Origin of the sequence: Massilia sp. Se16.2.3 (assembly GCF_014171595.1) — a bacterium.
Classification (GTDB): Bacteria; Pseudomonadota; Gammaproteobacteria; order Burkholderiales; family Burkholderiaceae_D; genus Telluria.
Window position 1 is genome coordinate 1,614,308 of record NZ_CP050451.1, and the last position, 15,976, is coordinate 1,630,283.

Sequence of the window (15,976 nt, forward strand, 5' to 3'; positions counted from 1 at the left end):
CGATAAGTGTGGGCGTTTGATGAAGGTGCCAGCTGACTAGTTCAGCTGATTACTTAAATTATCAAATGTTCACAAAAGTATTAACGTTGCTCAGCAATGAGCGACGGTCAGTATCTTGAGTGGGCGACTCCGCTAGCAATAGCGGATGACACGAAAGTGTCAACAAACAGAGATTGAACTGAAGAGTTTGATCCTGGCTCAGATTGAACGCTGGCGGCATGCTTTACACATGCAAGTCGAACGGCAGCGCGGGGGCAACCCTGGCGGCGAGTGGCGAACGGGTGAGTAATATATCGGAACGTACCCAAGAGTGGGGGATAACGTAGCGAAAGTTACGCTAATACCGCATACGATCTAAGGATGAAAGCAGGGGACCGCAAGGCCTTGTGCTCCTGGAGCGGCCGATATCTGATTAGCTAGTTGGTAGGGTAAAGGCCTACCAAGGCGACGATCAGTAGCTGGTCTGAGAGGACGACCAGCCACACTGGAACTGAGACACGGTCCAGACTCCTACGGGAGGCAGCAGTGGGGAATTTTGGACAATGGGCGCAAGCCTGATCCAGCAATGCCGCGTGAGTGAAGAAGGCCTTCGGGTTGTAAAGCTCTTTTGTCAGGGAAGAAACGGTAGAGGCTAATATCCTCTGCTAATGACGGTACCTGAAGAATAAGCACCGGCTAACTACGTGCCAGCAGCCGCGGTAATACGTAGGGTGCAAGCGTTAATCGGAATTACTGGGCGTAAAGCGTGCGCAGGCGGTTTTGTAAGTCTGTCGTGAAAGCCCCGGGCTCAACCTGGGAATTGCGATGGAGACTGCAAGGCTTGAATCTGGCAGAGGGGGGTAGAATTCCACGTGTAGCAGTGAAATGCGTAGAGATGTGGAGGAACACCGATGGCGAAGGCAGCCCCCTGGGTCAAGATTGACGCTCATGCACGAAAGCGTGGGGAGCAAACAGGATTAGATACCCTGGTAGTCCACGCCCTAAACGATGTCTACTAGTTGTCGGGTTTTAATTAACTTGGTAACGCAGCTAACGCGTGAAGTAGACCGCCTGGGGAGTACGGTCGCAAGATTAAAACTCAAAGGAATTGACGGGGACCCGCACAAGCGGTGGATGATGTGGATTAATTCGATGCAACGCGAAAAACCTTACCTACCCTTGACATGTCAGGAATCCTTGAGAGATCAGGGAGTGCCCGAAAGGGAACCTGAACACAGGTGCTGCATGGCTGTCGTCAGCTCGTGTCGTGAGATGTTGGGTTAAGTCCCGCAACGAGCGCAACCCTTGTCATTAGTTGCTACGCAAGAGCACTCTAATGAGACTGCCGGTGACAAACCGGAGGAAGGTGGGGATGACGTCAAGTCCTCATGGCCCTTATGGGTAGGGCTTCACACGTCATACAATGGTACATACAGAGGGCCGCCAACCCGCGAGGGGGAGCTAATCCCAGAAAGTGTATCGTAGTCCGGATCGCAGTCTGCAACTCGACTGCGTGAAGTTGGAATCGCTAGTAATCGCGGATCAGCATGCCGCGGTGAATACGTTCCCGGGTCTTGTACACACCGCCCGTCACACCATGGGAGCGGGTTTTACCAGAAGTAGGTAGCTTAACCGCAAGGGGGGCGCTTACCACGGTAGGATTCGTGACTGGGGTGAAGTCGTAACAAGGTAGCCGTATCGGAAGGTGCGGCTGGATCACCTCCTTTCTAGAGTAGCACCGGAGTCAGCCTCAAAACTGAACTCATCATCAAGCGTCCGCACTTATCGACTGTTGAACAAGAAGAACACAGTTTCGGGGCTGTAGCTCAGCTGGTTAGAGCACCGTGTTGATAACGCGGGGGTCGTTGGTTCGAGTCCAACCAGCCCTACCAAGTTATTGGAAGTATCCGATAAGGGGGATTAGCTCAGCTGGGAGAGCACCTGCTTTGCAAGCAGGGGGTCGTCGGTTCGATCCCGTCATCCTCCACCACCACTTGGTAGTATCGAAGAGCCTGAAAGTACAAACGTAAGCAAGTCGTTGAAGACTGCCGCTTAGGTTTGGTCTTTTAGAGATCACTGTTGTTCTGTTCTTTAACAATCTGGAAGAAGTAAAGTTTTTTTAAGCGTGCATGTAAAAATGCACACTTAGGGTAGTAGTAAAAGTATCAACAAACATGCAACAAGCTGTACTCCTTGAACTATGACGCTCCCTGGTGCGAACCAGGGGCTAACGTTATAGGGACAAGCGAATAAGTGCACATGGTGGATGCCTTGGCGATTACAGGCGATGAAGGACGTAGTAGCTTGCGATAAGCTGCGGGGAGTGAGCAAACACACTTTGATCCGCAGATTTCCGAATGGGGAAACCCGGCCTTTTAGGTCATTGCATGCTGAATACATAGGCATGCAAAGCGAACGCGGCGAACTGAAACATCTAAGTAGCTGCAGGAAAAGAAATCAACCGAGATTCCCAAAGTAGTGGCGAGCGAAATGGGAAGAGCCTGTACGTGATAGTCGACTGGATAGTGGAACGGATTGGAAACTCCGGCCATAGAGGGTGATAGCCCCTTACACGAAATTCAGACGGTGGTACTAAGCGTACGACAAGTAGGGCGGGACACGAGAAATCCTGTCTGAACATGGGGGGACCATCCTCCAAGGCTAAATACTCGTAATCGACCGATAGTGAACCAGTACCGTGAGGGAAAGGCGAAAAGAACCCCGGGAGGGGAGTGAAATAGATCCTGAAACCGTGTGCATACAAACAGTCGGAGCGGACTTGTTCCGTGACGGCGTACCTTTTGTATAATGGGTCAGCGACTTACATTCAGTGGCGAGGTTAACCGAATAGGGGAGCCGTAGAGAAATCGAGTCCGAACAGGGCGACAGTCGCTGGGTGTAGACCCGAAACCAAGTGATCTACCCATGGCCAGGATGAAGGTGCGGTAACACGCCCTGGAGGTCCGAACCCACTAATGTTGAAAAATTAGGGGATGAGCTGTGGGTAGGGGTGAAAGGCTAAACAAACTTGGAAATAGCTGGTTCTCTCCGAAAACTATTTAGGTAGTGCCTCAAGTATCACCATCGGGGGTAGAGCACTGTTATGGCTAGGGGGTCATTGCGACTTACCAAACCATTGCAAACTCCGAATACCGATGAGTGCGAGCTTGGGAGACAGACGTCGGGTGCTAACGTCCGGCGTCAAGAGGGAAACAACCCAGACCGCCAGCTAAGGTCCCAAAGATTGGCTAAGTGGAAAACGAAGTGGGAAGGCTAAAACAGTCAGGATGTTGGCTTAGAAGCAGCCATCATTTAAAGAAAGCGTAATAGCTCACTGATCGAGTCGTCCTGCGCGGAAGATGTAACGGGGCTAAGCCAGTCACCGAAGCTGCGGATATCCTTTATTGGATATGGTAGGAGAGCGTTCTGTAAGCCTGCGAAGGTGTCTTGTAAAGGATGCTGGAGGTATCAGAAGTGCGAATGCTGACATGAGTAGCGATAATGCGGGTGAAAAGCCCGCACGCCGTAAGCCCAAGGTTTCCTGTTCAACGTTCATCGGAGCAGGGTGAGTCGGCCCCTAAGGCGAGGCAGAGATGCGTAGCTGATGGGAAGCAGGTTAATATTCCTGCACCGTCGTATGATGCGATGGGGGGACGGATCGCGGAAGGTTGTCTGACTGTTGGAATAGTCAGTTTCTGCTTCATAGAAGGCACTTAGGCAAATCCGGGTGCGTAATTCAAGGGAGTGGGACGAGCGGCCTTGTGCTGCGAAGCAATCGGAAGTGGTTCCAAGAAAAGCCTCTAAGCTTCAGTCATACGAGACCGTACCGCAAACCGACACAGGTGGGCGAGATGAGTATTCTAAGGCGCTTGAGAGAACTCGGGAGAAGGAACTCGGCAAATTGGTACCGTAACTTCGGGAAAAGGTACGCCCCGGTAGCTTGACCACTTTACTGTGGAAGGGCGAAAGGGTTGCAATAAACTGGTGGCTGCGACTGTTTAATAAAAACACAGCACTCTGCAAACACGAAAGTGGACGTATAGGGTGTGACGCCTGCCCGGTGCTGGAAGATTAAATGATGGGGTGCAAGCTCTTGATTGAAGTCCCAGTAAACGGCGGCCGTAACTATAACGGTCCTAAGGTAGCGAAATTCCTTGTCGGGTAAGTTCCGACCTGCACGAATGGCGTAACGATGGCCACACTGTCTCCTCCCGAGACTCAGCGAAGTTGAAATGTTTGTGATGATGCAATCTACCCGCGGCTAGACGGAAAGACCCCATGAACCTTTACTGTAGCTTTGCATTGGACTTTGAACCAATCTGTGTAGGATAGGTGGGAGGCTTTGAAGCGGGGACGCCAGTTCTCGTGGAGCCATCCTTGAAATACCACCCTGGTTTGTTTGAGGTTCTAACCTTGGTCCGTTATCCGGATCGGGGACAGTGCATGGTAGGCAGTTTGACTGGGGCGGTCTCCTCCTAAAGTGTAACGGAGGAGTTCGAAGGTACGCTAGGTACGGTCGGACATCGTGCTAATAGTGCAATGGCATAAGCGTGCTTAACTGCGAGACCGACAAGTCGAGCAGGTACGAAAGTAGGACATAGTGATCCGGTGGTTCTGTATGGAAGGGCCATCGCTCAACGGATAAAAGGTACTCTGGGGATAACAGGCTGATTCCTCCCAAGAGTTCATATCGACGGGGGAGTTTGGCACCTCGATGTCGGCTCATCACATCCTGGGGCTGTAGCCGGTCCCAAGGGTATGGCTGTTCGCCATTTAAAGTGGTACGTGAGCTGGGTTTAAAACGTCGTGAGACAGTTTGGTCCCTATCTGCCGTGGGCGTTGGAAATTTGAAGGGGGCTGCTCCTAGTACGAGAGGACCGGAGTGGACGAACCTCTGGTGTACCGGTTGTCACGCCAGTGGCATTGCCGGGTAGCTAAGTTCGGAAGAGATAACCGCTGAAAGCATCTAAGCGGGAAACTTGCCTTGAGATGAGATTTCCCGGAGCCTTGAGCTCCTTGAAGGGTCGTTCGAGACCAGGACGTTGATAGGCTGGGTGTGGAAGTGCAGTAATGCATTAAGCTAACCAGTACTAATTGCCCGTACGGCTTGTCCCTATAACCTTAGCAGGATGTAGATTCAAGAATACAGCGCTGTTTGTTGATACAGCTGCTACCACTTACTTCTTCCAGATTCAGAGCAGCGTTACCGATTGCGGAAACGATGCTCGTACAAGTCATGCCTGATGACCATAGCAAGTCGGTCCCACCCCTTCCCATCCCGAACAGGACCGTGAAACGACTTTGCGCCGATGATAGTGCTGCAACCAGTGTGAAAGTAGGTTATCGTCAGGCTAGTTATAAGAGAAAAACCCGCTGATTGCGATCAGCGGGTTTTTTTTCGTCTTGAAAACCCCGCCGGGTCAGGTCCATACTGCGGACCCTCACCTCCGCGGGGTCTCTTGCGTTTGGGGCGGCCGTATTTGCAATGACAGGTGCGTCAGCCTCCCTGCAAGCGGCCATTGTCCAGGATCGCACGTTCGAAATGAAGCCAGAGGCGGTCGTGCAGTGGAAGGATGAGCACATTACATATTGGCTCGACTACCGCGGCAATGCCACCCATCGCAAACGAACCGGTGGCAATGAACATCACCCCAAAGGCAATCGCTGCGTGAAATGCCGTCTGGCTGAGCTTTTCGGCTGCTACCGCGGCAACCTGTGCGCCCGCGGCGCCGGCCAGGCGACGCCATTTCGCCCATGCCGCTTCATGCCAGGGCAGCAGCATGACGTTGACGGCTGGCTCGATCAGCATCGCCAGGCCACCGACGATCGGCGAACCCGTCATGGCGTACGCGAGCGCATAGCCGATACCCATGTGCGCCGCCACCTGGCTGAGTCGTTTTGCCGCGGTCATCATTGTGCTGCTCCATTCCTGACAAACAGGAGCAAATGATAGCCATTCTCACATAGAAGATAAAATAAATTAACGCGAAGAAGTCGATAGTCTAGTGCTATTTTCTGAGTATTTCTCGCAAGCGTTTCATCAGCGGCTCCACCGTATCGGCAAGGCGGTCCAGGCTCGCCTCGCGCAATCGGCGCGGGTCGACGCGTTCATGCGTGCGTGCGCCAGCCCAGCGTAGCAGTGCAGCGCCCGCATCAGGATGGTCGAACAAACCATGCAGGTAGCTGCCGAGGATCTGGCCGTCCGCCGATAACGCACCCTCGGCGCGACCGGCGATGAGGAAAGCAGGCCTGGCGAGGGCATTCCCGCTCGACACACCCATGTGGATTTCATAGCCCTCGACGCGCGCCGTTTCTTCAAAGGCACAGACACCGCTGACCTGCTGTAAACGCTTGTCGCTTTCCATGACGGTTTCAAGTTCCAGCAGTCCAAGCCCTGGAGAGCTCCCGCCAGCACCTTCCACTCCATGCGGATCGCGAATCTGCGTGCCGAGCATCTGGAAGCCACCGCAAATGCCGATCAGCTTTCCCCCATAGCGCAGGTGCCGCGCGATCGCCCCGTGCCATCCTTGCGCCCGCAGCCAGGCGAGGTCGCCCCGCGTGTTCTTGCTACCGGGGAGGATGATGAGGTCAGCGGGCGGGATCGCTTCGCCCTCGCGTACGAAGCGCAGGTCGACGTCGGGATGCACGCGCAGCGCATCGAAATCGGTATGGTTGCTCATGCGGGGCAGGCTCGGCAGGATCACCCTGAAGGCGCCGCGCCCGGCCTGCATCGGCTGCACAGCGTCTTCGGCGTCCAGGTACAACCCATGCAGGTAGGGCAGTACCGCCAGCACCGGCTTGCCGGTCTGCCGTTCCAGCCAGTCCAGCCCAGGCTCGAGGAGGGCGATATCGCCGCGAAAACGGTTGATGACAAAACCCACGATGCGGGCGCGTTCGCTCTCCGACAGACAGGACAGCGTCCCGACGAGGTGGGCAAACACGCCGCCGCGGTCGATGTCCGCCACCAGGATCACCGGGCAATCCACCGCTTCGGCAAAGCCCATGTTGGCGATGTCGCGCTCGCGCAAGTTGATCTCGGCCGGACTGCCGGCCCCTTCGACGATCACGCATTCATACTGCGCACACAGGCGCGCATGCGATTCCAGCACCGCCGCCATGGCCACGGTTTTGTACTGGTGGTAGTCGCGTGCATCCATCTGCGCCCGCGCACGGCCGTGGATGATGACCTGGGCGCCGGTATCGCTCGAGGGTTTCAGAAGTACCGGATTCATGTCGGTATGCGGTGCCAGCCCGGCAGCAATCGCCTGCAGCGCCTGGGCGCGGCCGATCTCGCCGCCATCCTCCGTCACCGCGCTGTTGAGCGCCATGTTCTGCGGCTTGAATGGCACCACGCGCACGCCTTCGCGGTACAGTGCCCGGCACAGGGCCGCGACGACCGTGCTCTTGCCGGCGTCCGACGTCGTACCCTGCACCATCAGGGTCTGCACAGGGAGGCGCCTCATTTGCGGTGCTGCCGTGCCAGGTCCAGCTTTTCGCACATGGCGGCGGCGCCGGCTATCATGCGCGGTCCCGCGCGGTTGAGCAGGTTGCCGTCGACGGTGAACAGGTTCGCATTGCGCACCGCCGTCATGGTCGGGTACTGGCGCCACAGGTTCACGCCGCCGTAGTCCTTTTCGGCGGTACCGAAAATGGCTTCCGGATCGGCCTGCAGCACGCTTTCGACCGTGACAACCGGTGCGGTGATGGGCAGCTTGTCGAAGATGTTCGCGCCGCCGCACAGGCGCAGCGCGTCGGTGACGATATGCCTGCCGTTGAGCGTATAGAGTGGCTTGTCCCACACCTGATAGAAGGCGCGCACAGTGGGACGGCCTGCATATCGGGCCCGTAGCGCCGCCAGTTGCTGACGCAGCGCGGCCGCCGCCGGACGCGCCTTGTCCTCGGTCCCCATCAGCTGGCCAAGGCGCGCCACCGCTTCAGGTATGCCCTCGAGCGACTGCGGGTCGCTGTGGTACACAGGGATGCCGAGCTGACGCACCATGTCGATCTGGCGCTCCGAGCTGCCGTGCATCCAGGCCACGATCAGGTCGGGTTTCAGGGCCATGACCCGCTCGATGTCGACCTCGCGGTTCGAGCCGATGCGCGGGATGCGCTTGGCCGCTTCCGGGTAATCGCTGTAGTCGACGGCGCCAACGATGCGCTCGCCGCCGCCGGCCGCGAACAGCAGTTCGGTCACGTGGGGCGCCATCGAGATCACGCGCAGCGCCGGCTTGTTGAGGGTAACGGCATTGCCCGCGTCGTCGCGCACCGTTACCGCCGCTGCGGCAGTGCTGATCGCCAGGCTGGCCAGCAAAATACATCGCTTCATGGGTAGCTCCATTCATCCAGGGCGCGCGCCAGGCGCAGCCATTCGTCTTCGTTCGCCGGCAGACCGAGCCGGATACCGCGCGCGGCGTCCCGGAACAGGCGGCACCAGATGCCGCGCTCCGCCAGGTGCGCGTGGAAGGCTTCCGGCCGTGCTTCCGGCCAGTAGTAAAAAAGGTCCGTGCCCGCTGCTTCGATTCCGTGCGACCGCAGCAGCTCGCGCATCAATCCGCCCGCTGTCGCCAGTCGTGCACGCATGGTCGCCTGCCATGCCTCGTCATCCAGCGCCTGCAGGGCAATCGACTGGGCCGGGCCGCTGACGGCCCGGGGACCGAGCAGGTCGGCCAGCTCGCCCAACAGCGCGCGCTCGGCCGCCACGAAACCGAGGCGCAGCCCGGCCAGGCCGAAGAATTTGCCGATCGAGCGCAGCACGATCAACCCCGGCTGGTAAGCCAGTGCGGCGACGCTCCCTTCCGGCTGCGTGTCGCCAAAGGCCTCGTCGACGACAAGCCAGCCGCCGCGCCGCTGCAGCCGAGCCGCCCATTCGCGCAGCTGCTCCGGCGCGACCGTCTCGCCGGTCGGGTTGTTGGGATTGCAGACGACAAGTACGTCGCTGCTGTCGACGGCTTCGCCAAGGTGCGCGTAATTCACCGGCGCAGCGTGTGTCCGTGCCGGGACCAGTGATGCGCATGCTCGGCATACGAGGGCGCCGACACCGTTACGCGCGAATGCACGCGCAGGCGCGGCAGCGCCTGAATGGCCGCCTGCGTGCCCGCGACCGGCAGCATGTCGACAGCGCCGTAATAGCGGCAGGCCGCCCGCACCAGCGCAGGATCGGCTTCCGGCAAACGGTGCCAGGCAGATGGTGAAGGCGGGGCCACCGGATATCCCCGTGGATTGATACCGGTGGAGAGGTCGATCCAGTCGCTGCGTGGGTGAAGCCGCATCGCCTCGCGCAGGTTGCCGCCGTGTTCAAGCATGCATCCCCCCAAACCAGCAGGGCCAGGCAGGCAAATGCGGCCAGCCACAGGACGACGCCGCGCAGCACCAGCTGCCAGGCGCGCAGGATATCTGCAGGTGCCGCCGCGGGACCGATTCCCAGCGGCGGGCGATCTTCCAATACGCCGCCATACCGGGCGGCGCCGCCGAGCGCGATGCCGAGGGCTCCCGCGCCGCTGGCCATTACCGGCCCGGCGTTCGGACTGCTCCATGCGGGCGCCCGGGTGCGCCAGCAATGCCAGGCGCGCAGCTGGCCGCCGGCGGGCGCCAGCAGCAGATAGGTGAGGGCGGTCAGGCGTGCCGGCACGAAGTTGAGTGCATCGTCCACGCGTGCAGCCATCCTGCCGAACAGGTTGTAGCGTTCATTGCGGTAGCCCCACATGGCGTCGAGCGTATTCGCCAGGCGGAATAGCAGTGCACCGGGCCCGCCGGCCAGCAGGAACCAGAACAGGGTGCCGAAGACGGCGTCGTTGCCGTTTTCAAGCAGCGACTCGGCCCCGGCGCGCGCCAGGTTGGAGGCGTCTTCGTGCGCCGTATCGCGGCTGACGATACGCCCGGTCAGCATGCGTGCTTTTGGCAAGTCGCCGCCGCACAGCGCCGCGTGGATCGGCAAGGTATGCTCGCGCAGGCTGCGCAGGCCCAGGCAAAAGTACAGCAGCAGCGCATGCCCGAGCAGGCTGATATCCGATGGCAGCCGGGACAGGATGGCCCCTGCCAGCGCGGTCGCCGGCAGCACGGCCAGCGACCAGCCCGGGCGCCGCGTCCGATGCGCAACGCGCCGCGATTTAACCTGTCCTCGAGCAGACCCGCGACCTTGCCGAAGCCGACCAGCGGATGCCAGCGCCGCGCTTCCCCAGCAGCAGGTCGAGGAGCACGCCCAGCATCAGCAGCCAGGCGAGGTTCGCGAGGGACAGTCCGCTCAGCATGGCGCGCCCTTGAGCACCAGTGGCAACCCGGCAGCCACCGGGATGACCCGGTCCGCCCGCGCGGCCACCGCCTGGTTCAGCCAGCCGGCTTCGTCGGCGAAGCGGCGCGCGAGCGCCCCCATCGGCACGATCCCCATGCCGACCTCGTTCGATACCAGCAGCAGCTCGCCGGGCAGGCCCGCGTCGAGGGCGTCGAGCAAGGCGGTACGCTCGGTATCGAAACGCGGCGGCAGCTTGAAAGCGCCGACCTCCGGCACCGCCTCGCCGCCAGCCAGCATCAGGTTGGTCAGCCATAGCGTCAGGCAGTCGACAATCACCAGGCCATCGTCCGCGCAGGCCGTACGCAGCGCGCCGGCCAGTCCCAGCGTTTCTTCGACCGTGCGCCAGTGGCCGGGCGCCGCGCGCGGTGCAGGGCGACGCGGGCCCGCATCTCGCCGTCACCTGCTTGTGCGGTAGCGATATAGCTCACCGGCCGCCCGGCCTCGTGCGCGATGCGTTCGGCCAGCGCGTTTGCCGGAACGGGCGCCGCCCAGGATCAGGGGTGCAGCTCATGCCGTGGCCCGCGTGAACAGGCTGGCCACGGCCTGCGGGTTCGAGGCGAAGTAGCCGTGGAAATAGGGAGGCGGTGAGCGAGCCGACCCGGTACACGGCTTCGCCCTCGGTGCCGGACGGATTGCGCCGCGTGTGCCCGCTTGGCGCCAGCGCCGTCTCCATGCGCGAATAGTGAAAAGTATGGCCGCGCAGCTCGCCGGCCTCGGTCGCCAGCGCCTGGGCACCCAGGCCAGCCAGGCGCTGTTGCATCTGGACGCTGCCAGCCAGCAGGCCTGCCATCGGCCAGCGCGCGCCGTCGGCGTCGACCAGCTCGTCGGCCAGGGCCATCATGCCGCCGCATTCGGCCAGGATCGGCATGCCGGCATCCAGTGCCGCACGGATCGAGGCACGCCAGCGCATTGCGTTCGACAGCGTGGCCGCATGCAGTTCCGGATATCCGCCGGGCAGGTAGACGGCATCGGCTGCCGCGGGAACCGCATCGTCCGCCAGCGGCGAGAAGAAGACCAGTTCGGCACCGAGCGCGCGCAAGGTATCGAGGTTGGCCGGATACAGGAAGGCGAAAGCCGCGTCGCGCGCGATGGCGATGGTGCGGCCCGCCAGCAGGGGCGCGATCGGCTCGGGTGCATCGGCCTGCGGCAGCAGCCGCGGTAGCGCCTCCCACGCCAGCGCGTCCAGTTGCAGCGCATCGGCCAGCTCGTCGAGCAGGGCGTCGAGCTGCGGTAGTTCGTTCGGCAGCACCAGGCCGAGATGGCGTTCGGGCAGCGGCGTCGGCTGGCGCCCCAGCGCGCCGAGCAGCGCAATGTCGCGCAGCGATTGCGCGACCATCTGCGCGTGCCCGCTACTGGCGATGCGGTTCGCGATCACGCCGGCCAGCTGCACCGGGCCATAGTCGCGCAGGCCGCGCGCCACCGCGCCCGCCGTTTGCGCCATCGCCGAAGCGTCGATGACGGCCAGCACCGGCATGTCGAATGCGCGCGCCAGGTCCGCCGCCGACGGGTTGCCGTCGTACAGGCCCATCACACCCTCCACCAGCACGGCGTCGGCCTCGCGCGCGGCCTCGGCCAGGCGGCGCCGGCATTCCTCCAGGCCGACCATCCACAGGTCGAGCGTGTGGACTGGCGCGCCGCAGGCACGTTCGAGCAGCATCGGGTCGATGAAATCCGGGCCGCACTTGAACACGCGCACGCGCTGGCCGGACCGTACCAGGCTGCGTGCCGGGGCGGCCGTGACCGTGGTCTTGCCCCGGCCTGAGGCCATGGCCGCCACCAGCACCATGCGCGCGCCGCTTACCATTCGGTACCCGCCTGGGCGACGATGCCGGCCGCGAAAGCGTGCTTCACCACGTTCATCTCGGTGACGGTATCGGCCACCGCCACCAGTTCCGGCGGCGCGCCGCGGCCGGTGATGACGACGTGCTGCAGCGGCGGGCGCTCGAGCAGGTCGCCGATGACGGTATCGAGGTCGAGGTAGCGGTACTTCAGGGCGATGTTCAATTCGTCGAGCACGACCAGCTTGACCGCGGGGTCGGCAAGGAAGCGTTTCGCCTGCGCCCAGGCCTCTGCAGCCTTGGCCATGTCGCGTTCGCGGTTCTGGGTTTCCCAGGTATAGCCTTCGCCCATGGCGTGGAAGCTCACCTCCTCGGGGAAGCGGCGCAGGAACAGTTCCTCGCCGGTCGACATCGCGCCCTTGATGAACTGGACCACCCCCACGCGCATGCCATGGCCGAGCGCGCGCGCCACCATCCCGAAGGCGCTCGAGCTCTTGCCCTTGCCGTTGCCGGTGTTGACGATGATGAGGCCGATCTCCTTGTCGGCCGCGGCGATGCGCGCGTCGATGATGGCCTTCTTGCGCTCCATGCGCACGCGGTGGCGTTCGTTCAGGGCGGCCGTCTGTTCGGGTGTCATGTCGTTCATGCTGGGGCTCCGTTGGGTGTCTGTGCCGGCGCTAGCCGCGGCGCAGGCGATGCAATTGGTAGAGAAAGATGGGGGCGCCGATGATGGCGGTGACGGCGCCGACCGGCAGCTGCTGGGGCGCGACGACGGTGCGTGCGAGCGTGTCGCACAGGACCAGGAAACTGCCGCCGGCAAGCGCGGCAGCGGGAACCAGCACCCGGTGATCGGGACCGAAGGCGAAGCGGCAGGCGTGCGGCACGATCAGGCCGACGAAGCCGATCGATCCGGCGCTGGTGACGGCGCTGGCGGTCAGGATCCCGGAAACGAGAAAGAGCGAGCGCCGCAGGCTGCCGACCTGCACGCCCAGCGTCACCGCGCTTTCCGCATGCAGGGCCATCACGTTCATGCCGCGCGCATTGCGCAGGGCGAACAGCAGCGCGCCCGCCAGCACGATCCAGGGCAGCGCGCGCACTGGTGCGCCGGCGACGTCGCCGATCATCCAGAACACCATGCTGCGCAGCCGGCTTTCGGGCGCAATCGACAGCATCAGCGTGATCAGGGCCACGCACAGCGAGGAAATGATGACGCCCGTGAGCAGCAGCGTCGACGTGCCGCCAGCCGCGCCGGCGCCGCCGCGCAGGTCGTGCCGCGCCAGCGCATACAGCAGCATCGACACGGCGATGGCGCCGCCGACCGCCGCCATCTCCACCGTCGCCATCGCGCACATCAACAGCATCGCGGCCAGCGCGCCCACGGAGGCGCCCGCCGAGATGCCGAGGATGTAGGGGTCGGCCAGGGGATTGCGCAGCAAGGCCTGCATCAGCACCCCGGCCGGAACCAGCGCACTGCCGGTGGCAAAGGCAACCAGTGCGCGCCCGGCACGCAGCTCGAGCAGCGAGGCGGCCAGCGACTGCGGCCGGCCCTCGAACAGCTGGCCCAGCGCCGCCGGTACCTCGGCCACCGCCACCGCGATGGAACCGGTCATGCCCGCATACAGCAGGGCGGCAAGGGCGACCAGCAGCAGCGAACCGGTGACTAGAAAGGCGCGTCGTTGCGGCGGCAGGCTGAGGGGCGTGCTCACAGGCGCCAACCTTAACGGATACCGTAGCGCAGGCCGGCGAACCAGCTGCGGCCACCGCTGCCATAGTTGCGCGCCAGCTCGTATGACTTGTCGGCGGCGTTGTTGACGCGTGCCAGCAGCGAGAAGTCGGCATTGATGCGCCAGGTCGCGTACAGGTTGAGCAGGCCATAGCCGCCGAGACGGCGCAGGTTGGCCGCGTCGTCGAAGCGCTCGCCGGACAGCACCCATTCGGCACCAAGGTCCAGGCTGCCGGCGCGATACGCGGCGCTGAAGTTGGCATGCTTGCCGGCGCGGCGCGCCAGGCGCTTGCCGGTGCCCTCATCCTGCGGATCCTGCCAGTCGAGACTAGCACGCAGGTTCAGCGCGCCGATGCGGGTGCCGCCCGCCAGCGTGACGCCTTCGAGCGTGGCCGACGCCACGTTGTAGGCGCAGCTCCCGGTGCGGCCGTCCCTCTGGTCAGGGCAGGGCGTAGCGGTCACGATCATGTCGGTCAGGCGGTTACGGAACCAGGTGGCGTCCAACTGGACAAGGGAGCTGTCGTAGCGCAGGCCCAGTTCGGCGTTGCGGCCGCGTTCCGGCTGGTTCGATTCGACCCCATAGCCCGGGTAGTACAGCTCATTGAAGGTCGGGGCGCGGAAACTGGTACCGACGCTGGCGCTGGCGCGCAATCCACCGCCGAAGTCGTAGCCGTAACCGGCGGCACCCGTGTTCCTGGCACCGTAGTCCGAGCGGTCCTGGCGCGCGCTGACATCGAACAGGTGGCGCGCGCGGCGCAGCGCATAGGCCGCGGCATAGGAATTCGTGATGCGTTCGCGCCCCAAGGCGCGGGTGGCGCTCGCTTCCACCGCTTCCTTGCGATGGGCGGCCAGCAGCTGCAGGCGGTCGGTGCCGAGCGTGATCGTGTTTTGCCAGGTCAGTTCGTCCTGGCGGGTGTCGATCTGGCTGGTGCCGCTGGCCGTCGCGTTGGCAAAGCTGCCCAGCTTGTCCTCGGAGCGCGCCAGCTGCACGGTGCTCTGCCAGTTCGGCAGGAAGCGGTTGCTCATGTGGAGCGAGGCGCTGTTCAGGTCCTGGCGATTGTTCGTGTCGAAGCTGCCGGCACCGCTGTCGTACTGGGCGCGCAGGCGGCTGTGCAGGAACTGGACGCCGGCTTCGTGGCCAGGCGCGAGCAGGACCCCTACGCGGCCATGCACGCTGCTGCGGCGGTAGCCGTCGTCGTCCGGGTTGTAGCCAAAGGCACCCGGTTTGGTGGCGGAGAAGCCTTCGGATTCTTCGTGGCCGGCCCCGAGCGCGTAGCTGACGGCATGCTCGCCACCACTGGCGCCGGCAATGCTGGCGCTGGCCTGGCGTGTGGCATCGCTGCCGGCGCCGAGCGCGGCGGTGGCCGCCAGGCCGGCTTCACCCCTTGCGCGTGAAGATCTGGATGACGCCGCCGATCGCATCGGCACCGTACAGGGTGCTCAGCGGCCCGTAGACGACTTCGATGCGCTCGATCGCTTCCAGCGGAATCGCATTCCAGCTGGCGACGCCGCTGGTGGACGAGCCGATGCGCACGCCGTCGAGCAGGACGACGACCTGGTTGCTGTTGGCCCCGCGCAGGTAGACGCTGGTGCTGGCGCCGGCACTGCCGTTGCGGGTGATTTCGATGCCGGGCTGGCGCTGCAGCACATCGGCGACCGAGCCAGCCCCAAGGCGCGCGATTTCCTCAGCCTCGATGACGGTCGTCTGGGCGATGACGTCGGCCGCGCGTTGCGGCGTGCGTGTCGCGGTGACGACGACGGTATCGATGGTGGCGTCCGATACGGCGTCCGTTACGGCGTCCGTTACGGCATCGGCGGAAGGGTGGGCGGAGGCCTGCGCGAAAGGCGCAAGCATGGCGAAGACAAGCGACGAGGCGGCCGCTTGCCGGGTACGGTGAAAGTGCATGACGAAGTATGGGTTGGACAACCAGCCCACGTCCCCGTAGGCCAGATTGAACAGAAGCGCGCACGCGCGCCTCCACCTTTTGGCCGGTATCCGGGCTGGCAAGTGGGGCCGTCCGACCTTCCCATGCAAACGCACAGTGGTCTGGGTAGACGGTTTGCCGCGTGAACGCGGCACTTGCTTACCGTTGCGGGGGCAGCACACGTTGGCTTGCAAAGCAGGCTTCGTGTTTCCCGTTTAACTGCACCTGTGGACACAGGCGCGAGCACCAAAACAGGACGATTATACGGTGTCGTCCCGGCGTT

General features: G+C 62.5%; 7 protein-coding genes, 2 tRNA genes, 3 rRNA genes, 4 pseudogenes and 1 riboswitch. Of the genes and pseudogenes, 5 read left to right on the forward strand and 11 right to left on the reverse strand.

Annotated elements, in window-relative coordinates:
* Positions 1–175 precede the first annotated feature (175 nt).
* The 5 genes from G4G31_RS07465 (at position 176) to rrf (ending at position 5,331) form a co-directional block, all read left to right on the forward strand.
* Positions 176–1,706: ribosomal RNA gene (locus G4G31_RS07465) — 16S ribosomal RNA — on the forward strand.
* 88 nt (positions 1,707–1,794) lie between these two features.
* Positions 1,795–1,871: transfer RNA gene (locus tag G4G31_RS07470), tRNA-Ile, on the forward strand.
* A 22-nt stretch (positions 1,872–1,893) separates the two neighbouring features.
* Positions 1,894–1,969: transfer RNA gene (locus tag G4G31_RS07475), tRNA-Ala, on the forward strand.
* Between the two features lie 249 nt (positions 1,970–2,218).
* Positions 2,219–5,094, forward strand: a 23S ribosomal RNA gene (locus tag G4G31_RS07480).
* Positions 5,095–5,218: 124 nt separating this feature from the next.
* Positions 5,219–5,331, forward strand: a 5S ribosomal RNA gene (rrf, locus tag G4G31_RS07485).
* Together the 16S, 23S and 5S rRNA genes with 2 tRNA genes alongside form the textbook arrangement of a ribosomal RNA operon.
* Before the next feature lie 145 nt (positions 5,332–5,476).
* Here rrf and G4G31_RS07490 read toward each other — a convergent pair.
* The 11 genes and pseudogenes from G4G31_RS07490 to G4G31_RS25450 all read right to left on the reverse strand — a co-directional run bounded on the left by G4G31_RS07490 (position 5,477) and on the right by G4G31_RS25450 (position 15,674).
* Positions 5,477–5,893: a DUF2061 domain-containing protein gene (locus G4G31_RS07490; protein ID WP_182990900.1), complete on the reverse strand. Its 417-nt coding sequence runs from the start codon at positions 5,891–5,893 to the stop codon at positions 5,477–5,479.
* Positions 5,894–5,987: 94 nt separating this feature from the next.
* On the reverse strand, positions 5,988–7,442 hold the full coding sequence (locus tag G4G31_RS07495; RefSeq protein ID WP_229425437.1) for a cobyric acid synthase: 1,455 nt from the start codon (positions 7,440–7,442) through the stop codon (positions 5,988–5,990).
* Positions 7,439–8,305 carry a cobalamin-binding protein gene (locus G4G31_RS07500; protein ID WP_182990901.1) on the reverse strand — a complete coding sequence of 289 codons (867 nt, stop codon included), beginning with the start codon at positions 8,303–8,305 and terminating at the stop codon, positions 7,439–7,441. The genes G4G31_RS07495 and G4G31_RS07500 overlap by 4 nt, the downstream gene beginning before the upstream one ends.
* A pseudogene (gene cobD, locus G4G31_RS07505) lies at positions 8,302–9,281 on the reverse strand (threonine-phosphate decarboxylase CobD). Before cobD ends, G4G31_RS07500 begins: the two are co-directional and overlap by 4 nt.
* 11 nt (positions 9,282–9,292) lie before the next feature.
* A pseudogene (gene cbiB, locus G4G31_RS07510) lies at positions 9,293–10,226 on the reverse strand (adenosylcobinamide-phosphate synthase CbiB); the annotation flags it as partial.
* Positions 10,220–10,765, reverse strand: a pseudogene (cobU, locus tag G4G31_RS07515) (bifunctional adenosylcobinamide kinase/adenosylcobinamide-phosphate guanylyltransferase). The pseudogenes cbiB and cobU, both read right to left, overlap by 7 nt.
* Before the next feature lie 9 nt (positions 10,766–10,774).
* Positions 10,775–12,071, reverse strand: a pseudogene (locus G4G31_RS07520) (cobyrinate a,c-diamide synthase).
* On the reverse strand, positions 12,065–12,691 hold the full coding sequence (gene cobO, locus G4G31_RS07525) for a cob(I)yrinic acid a,c-diamide adenosyltransferase (protein WP_182990902.1): 627 nt from the start codon (positions 12,689–12,691) through the stop codon (positions 12,065–12,067). Before cobO ends, G4G31_RS07520 begins: the two are co-directional and overlap by 7 nt.
* 31 nt (positions 12,692–12,722) lie before the next feature.
* Positions 12,723–13,751 (reverse strand): iron ABC transporter permease, encoded by a 1,029-nt coding sequence (locus G4G31_RS07530; RefSeq protein ID WP_182990903.1) that lies wholly within the window; start codon positions 13,749–13,751, stop codon positions 12,723–12,725.
* An 11-nt stretch (positions 13,752–13,762) separates the two neighbouring features.
* On the reverse strand, positions 13,763–15,190 hold the full coding sequence (locus G4G31_RS07535) for a TonB-dependent receptor (RefSeq protein ID WP_229425572.1): 1,428 nt from the start codon (positions 15,188–15,190) through the stop codon (positions 13,763–13,765).
* The gene (locus G4G31_RS25450) at positions 15,147–15,674 is read right to left on the reverse strand and encodes a TonB-dependent receptor (RefSeq protein ID WP_229425438.1); all 528 of its coding nucleotides are present in this window, start codon (positions 15,672–15,674) and stop codon (positions 15,147–15,149) included. Before G4G31_RS25450 ends, G4G31_RS07535 begins: the two co-directional genes overlap by 44 nt.
* A gap of 63 nt (positions 15,675–15,737) precedes the next feature.
* Positions 15,738–15,959, reverse strand: a riboswitch (cobalamin riboswitch).
* Positions 15,960–15,976: the final 17 nt, after the last annotated feature.

What these genes read in the sequence shown, in the direction of transcription:
- cobO (WP_182990902.1), bottom strand. Translation starts at nt 12,691, where the DNA reads ATGAACGACATGACACCCGAACAGACGGCCGCCCTGAACGAACGCCAC.
- G4G31_RS07500 (WP_182990901.1), bottom strand. Translation starts at nt 8,305, where the DNA reads ATGAAGCGATGTATTTTGCTGGCCAGCCTGGCGATCAGCACTGCCGCA.
- G4G31_RS07535 (WP_229425572.1), bottom strand. Translation starts at nt 15,190, where the DNA reads ATGCGATCGGCGGCGTCATCCAGATCTTCACGCGCAAGGGGTGAAGCC.
- G4G31_RS25450 (WP_229425438.1), bottom strand. Translation starts at nt 15,674, where the DNA reads ATGCACTTTCACCGTACCCGGCAAGCGGCCGCCTCGTCGCTTGTCTTC.
- G4G31_RS07495 (WP_229425437.1), bottom strand. Translation starts at nt 7,442, where the DNA reads ATGAGGCGCCTCCCTGTGCAGACCCTGATGGTGCAGGGTACGACGTCG.
- G4G31_RS07490 (WP_182990900.1), bottom strand. Translation starts at nt 5,893, where the DNA reads ATGATGACCGCGGCAAAACGACTCAGCCAGGTGGCGGCGCACATGGGT.